Source organism: Blautia sp. DFI.3.45, assembly GCF_020593505.1.
GTDB classification, from domain to species: domain Bacteria; phylum Bacillota; class Clostridia; order Lachnospirales; family Lachnospiraceae; genus Blautia_A; species Blautia_A wexlerae.
In genome coordinates this window covers 1-4,684 of record NZ_JAJDMI010000092.1, presented here as the reverse complement: position 1 = coordinate 4,684, position 4,684 = coordinate 1, and the positions used below count along the sequence as shown (strand labels likewise).

Sequence of the window (4,684 nt, the reverse complement as noted above, 5' to 3'; positions counted from 1 at the left end):
AGGGAAATAAAACATGCGTTTTGTGCAATTTTTATTTTTCAGACACGCTCTAGGCATGATACTTATAGCGGTTGGAATATGGGTAGGGTTTATTTGATGACAACTTTAGTCTTTAGAGCAAATTAATCAGAAGTTGAGAGGAGATCTCTGTAATGTTTATATTTTTATCTGCGTGTTCACTTTTAGTACCGTTATCTATGATTATATTGGGATATACGTGGAAAGATAAGCCTCCTAAAGATCGGCAGGGGAGTTCGGGATATCGAACTACTATGTCAAGGATGAATGATGAAACATGGAGATATGCACACAGGTGTTGGGGCTGGATAAACTTTGTTTTAGGAATCATCCTGGTGATACTATCGATTTTTATTTTGATTTTAACGAAAGATGATACAAACTTTGAAATGATTTCTGTTTATTTGGTGTTTTTACAATTAGGAATTATGGTGCTTACAATTATTCCGACAGAATTTTTGTTGCATAAACATTTTACAAAGTAAGGAATGAAAAAATAGCTAATTTCCAATTGGCGGAAATGAAAATCGGAAGTTGGAGGATTGAATTATGTGGAATGAATTAGGTATAAGCGGTGGAACCGCAATTGTTATTTTGATTGCACTGTATTTCGTTATCAAATGGGCAGTGAAGAATGGCATCAAAGAAGCCTACAGTGCTATCACTGGAAAGAAAACTGATGAAGATATCCAAAACGAAAAAGAGTTGAAAGAACTTGGATTGGATTCAGAAGATCAATAACTTCAAGTTTGTGGAATCGACTGAAAGGAAGCATTATATGTTCTATATTGTTTTTAACTTTGCAATGGCAGTGATTATGTTTTTATTTGGAATATGGTTTTATAGGTCAAAGGGACAAGCATCTAAATTCTTGTCTGGTTATAATATGAAATCAGCAGAAGAACGAAAGAAATATGATGAAAATGCTATGTGTAAGGTGTATGGGAAAAGAATGATATTTATGTCAATTCCTTTTATTGCAGGAATGATTATAGGCATTTGGTATCCGGAAATCGGTTGTTTAATTGCATGGGCGATATGGTTTGTTATGTTTATTCAGTTGCTTATAGACAGACATAAAAGAGAAAGTTAATTTATAGAGGAATAGAATGTTTTCGAGGTGAAAATACCGTTGATTTGTTTTAGACATACGATGTCTAGTTGAAAATTAGCGGATTCTCGTTTTATGTCGTGGTAATTTTGGTATATATTGGTAAGCTGTAAGTGGAAGAGAGGTAGAGACATGGATACAAAAAAGATTGGAGCTTTTTTAAAGCAATGTCGTAAAGAAAAGAAGCTTACACAAGAGCAGCTTGCTGAAAAGTTTGGAGTATCTGCAAGAACAGTTTCCAGATGGGAAACAGGAATAAATATGCCAGATCTCAGTATACTTGTTCAACTTGCTGAGTATTACGATGTTGAGATGAGAGAGCTCCTGGATGGAGAAAGGAGCCAGACTATGAATAAAGAGATGAAAGAAACATTGGACAAAGTTGCGGTGTATGAAGAATGGGTGAAACAAAAAGCATTAAAGGCTGGAAATCTTGCATTTGCATCAATGTTTGTGATTAGTGTGTTAGCGATTATTATTCAGATGTTATTAACGGTGGATATTCGCTTGGTTTTAGGAGAGACAGCAACTGCTTTAGTAGGAGGAATCCTGTACGCCTCTATTATGGTGTACAATGGAATATGGGATAAATGTTTGCCAAAAAGTGCTACTATATGGAGAGATTTTCTCACCAGTGTGATATGTGCAGGAATTTTTACAGTCATCTATGGCATATGTTTATTTAGAATGGGAGCTACAGAAACACAGGTAACACGATTAGCATTGGGATTTCTGATTGGTATTATTATTGTGGCATTTATTATTCTTAGGCTCTTGGCATTTATTAATCGAAAAAGAAACCAGAATTCGTCAAATGTTCAGGAGAAAAAGGAAACTTCTCTATCTAAGGCAGAATGGACAAAAATTTATAATGCACAGAATATAGTAGAGACAGAACAACTTGTAGAAATGTTAAAGCAAAATGGAATAGCAGCTTTTTCACAGGAAGCAGGTGCGAATGTTGCAATGCATGGGGCACCAGGATTTGGAATATATGGTGTGGATATATTTGTGAAAACCGATGATGCAGAGAAGGCAGTACAGTTGATCAAGGAGATTAATAACCAAGAATGAAGAAAATTTTTGACATTTTCACACATGCGTGCTAATATGATTATAGAAAAAGAGTGCTACCGATAGACGGTTAGTCCACATACTTAATTGATTAAAAATAACCGTTCAGTTTGCGAGGCTGGGGCGGTTATTTTTGTGTCTTGTTATTATCTTTGCCGAATGTGTATCCGGCACAAAAGCAGGTGATGCCGAAGCTCACGACTGCAATAAAGTCCACAATACTCATTGGCTTAGCCCTCCTTTCCAGTGGATTCTCTTTCGAGTTTCTATGTAATCAGAGGGTCACAGGTCTCCGTTTCACTTCGGTCGTTGCAAAACGAGTGCCACTGGCACTCTGCAACCCTCTGCTGAAGGACTAACCGCCTACCGTTATGATAGCACCCATGTTTCGATTATAACAGTCAAGGTGGGAATCTGCAACCGGAAAGTTGACAGCTCATGAAAATCTGGCTGTGATACCATTTTGATACTAAAAAATGAAGGGAATAGGAATATAGCCTGGAAAATCCACAATACAGGACAATATAGACACGAAAATCATAGAAAATAATGAGTTTTTAAGAACCTCACAAACGTGAAGGTGGACGTACTGTAGGATCAGGACGTGTTGCTACAGTTATCGAGTAATCATATCTGAATATATATTGAGTACCGCAAGGTACATGTGTCCAAACGTAAGATACCCGTAGAACTTCGGTTTTACGGGTTTTTCTGTTGCCTGGAAATATATAAAAGGGCGGAAAAGAATAACGAACAGCATAGAAAAACGATTGCCGGGAGAATGTCCTGACAACCGCTTGTGATAACAGAATGATAACAAAATATATAATTTTCGCTTTTTAATACCAGACAGATATTCCTTCTTTTAAAATTTTACCGGAATTGTAGCCTTCTACAATTTTACTGATTGCATGATCTGCAAAAAAAGTTGTTGTAAATTCAGTTGTTGCTGAAGGCCATTCTTCTTCCGTTAAAAATGGAAGTCCTTCTTCTCTTCTCATGTCATTAACAGAATTTCTGGCTTCATTTTGCTCATCTACAGTAACAATATGGGAAAAATCATCATGTGCCATTTTCTGAATTTCTACAGTTTCATTTAATTTGTCAATTAGTATAATTCCATACATTTCATCTTCATTACCATTTGGAAAATACCAATAAGTAAGATATTGATCAGTTTCTTCGATTAATCTAAAAGTAACCATTTCGTCACACTTTCTATATATATTAAAATTAAGTTAGATCATAAACTCTGACAGTATTGCCCTCGGTGCCTTTTTTGATGATAGTATGACAACCTATCGTAGTTCCCATAGCACGCAGTTTCCATTCTTCTTGGGTAGCGTCTAGCTTATCCAGTTCTACTTGTCTTTTATCTTCATCTTCAATAGCTAATATTTCAGCTTTTTCCTTTTCATAGACATTTTTAAATTGACACCATTTCCTAAAAAAGTCCTGCATTGTAGGATTTTCGAATGTCAGTGCAACCTTCTGATCAGGTGTTTCAGCAAGTGAGAGGTTCATCGAGTCATCAATAGAAAACAACAGAGAGAGTACATCTCCGACTGTTTCAATATTAAAATCCAGAAAACACTTACGTTTAATCTCAGTGCAGTTGCTATCTTTTCTAACTGATCTGGTTTTGGATTCCGGATTCCAAGTTCATATTTTCTGATCGTACCTACGTTAATGCCGGACACTCGGCTAATTGTATCTGACTGTATCTTCTGAATTCCCGGAATGCCCGGAATGCCCGGATTTTTTTGCCAACCATAATGCTGCCTCCTTAATAATATTTGTGCTTCTATTCTAGCACAAAAGTGAATGATATAAAAGAGTGAGATTTAACAAATTGCTGATACGCAAGCGATAGGTATGGAATGGAAAAAATAAATTCACAAAAGTGAATTATTATAAGAGAACAACAAAAAAGTCACAAAAGTGGCTAGAAAGGAGGATGCTATGAGAACTAATTATATGATGACTGTTGATGATGTCATGGAAGAATTAGGTGTGAAACGCAGTAAAGCTTATTCTATTCTGAAACAGCTCAATGATGAACTGGAAAAGGAAGGATATGTGGCAGTTCGTGGAAAGATTCCACGTCCCTACTGGGAAACAAAATTTTATGGATGCTCTCAGAGAGCAGTATGAAGGAGGATTTAAGATGTCAGCTTACAAAGACAAAACACAGGGAACCTGGTATGTGAGCTTCCGTTATGTTGACTGGACAGGAAAGAAAACGCAGAAGCTGAAAAGAGGGTTCAAGACTAAGAAAGAAGCATTGAATTATGAGAAGGAATTCATAAGAAAGACTGCAGCGGATATGAAGATGGAGATGAACAGTTTTATTCAAATTTATTTTGAATAACTGCGCGTCGCATTCTCGTTACTTTCAGTGATGAGTTAGACTGATGAGTTAGACGGCTTGAATGAAAAAGTAAATTCTACATTCTAATATACCTTGATTTTATGCGGGAT

At 36.3% G+C, this 4,684-nt stretch carries 9 protein-coding genes; 6 read left to right on the top strand and 3 right to left on the bottom strand.

The annotated features are described in order from the left end of the window. The first annotated feature begins 152 nt into the window (after positions 1 to 152). The 4 genes from LJE09_RS16815 to LJE09_RS16800 all read left to right on the top strand — a co-directional run bounded on the left by LJE09_RS16815 (position 153) and on the right by LJE09_RS16800 (position 2,203). Positions 153 to 503 (top strand): SdpI family protein, encoded by a 351-nt coding sequence (locus tag LJE09_RS16815; protein ID WP_020993192.1) that lies wholly within the window; start codon positions 153 to 155, stop codon positions 501 to 503. 64 nt (positions 504 to 567) lie between these two features. Beyond that, on the top strand, positions 568 to 759 hold the full coding sequence (locus tag LJE09_RS16810) for a DUF6019 family protein (RefSeq protein ID WP_008705135.1): 192 nt from the start codon (positions 568 to 570) through the stop codon (positions 757 to 759). 37 nt (positions 760 to 796) lie between these two features. Further along, complete coding sequence (locus LJE09_RS16805; RefSeq protein WP_118585931.1) at positions 797 to 1,111, top strand: DUF3784 domain-containing protein; 315 nt, start codon at positions 797 to 799, stop codon at positions 1,109 to 1,111. 150 nt (positions 1,112 to 1,261) lie between these two features. Beyond that, positions 1,262 to 2,203 (top strand): helix-turn-helix domain-containing protein, encoded by a 942-nt coding sequence (locus LJE09_RS16800; protein WP_227311582.1) that lies wholly within the window; start codon positions 1,262 to 1,264, stop codon positions 2,201 to 2,203. 839 nt (positions 2,204 to 3,042) lie between these two features. On the opposite strand, the gene LJE09_RS16795 is transcribed toward LJE09_RS16800, so the two are convergent. The 3 genes from LJE09_RS16795 to LJE09_RS18960 are packed head-to-tail and all read right to left on the bottom strand — an operon-like array spanning position 3,043 to position 3,903. Next, positions 3,043 to 3,408 carry a hypothetical protein gene (locus LJE09_RS16795; protein ID WP_118614516.1) on the bottom strand — a complete coding sequence of 122 codons (366 nt, stop codon included), beginning with the start codon at positions 3,406 to 3,408 and terminating at the stop codon, positions 3,043 to 3,045. A gap of 28 nt (positions 3,409 to 3,436) precedes the next feature. Continuing rightward, the gene (locus LJE09_RS16790; RefSeq protein ID WP_227311581.1) at positions 3,437 to 3,748 is read right to left on the bottom strand and encodes a hypothetical protein; all 312 of its coding nucleotides are present in this window, start codon (positions 3,746 to 3,748) and stop codon (positions 3,437 to 3,439) included. Then, complete coding sequence (locus tag LJE09_RS18960; RefSeq protein ID WP_227311580.1) at positions 3,724 to 3,903, bottom strand: helix-turn-helix domain-containing protein; 180 nt, start codon at positions 3,901 to 3,903, stop codon at positions 3,724 to 3,726. Before LJE09_RS18960 ends, LJE09_RS16790 begins: the two co-directional genes overlap by 25 nt. A 262-nt stretch (positions 3,904 to 4,165) precedes the next feature. Between LJE09_RS18960 and LJE09_RS16780 the strand changes: the two genes are divergently transcribed. Next, complete coding sequence (locus tag LJE09_RS16780) at positions 4,166 to 4,357, top strand: helix-turn-helix domain-containing protein (protein WP_118614514.1); 192 nt, start codon at positions 4,166 to 4,168, stop codon at positions 4,355 to 4,357. A 13-nt stretch (positions 4,358 to 4,370) separates the two neighbouring features. Beyond that, positions 4,371 to 4,574, top strand: a complete 204-nt coding sequence (locus LJE09_RS16775) for an Arm DNA-binding domain-containing protein (protein WP_227311579.1) — start codon at positions 4,371 to 4,373, stop codon at positions 4,572 to 4,574. Positions 4,575 to 4,684: the final 110 nt, after the last annotated feature.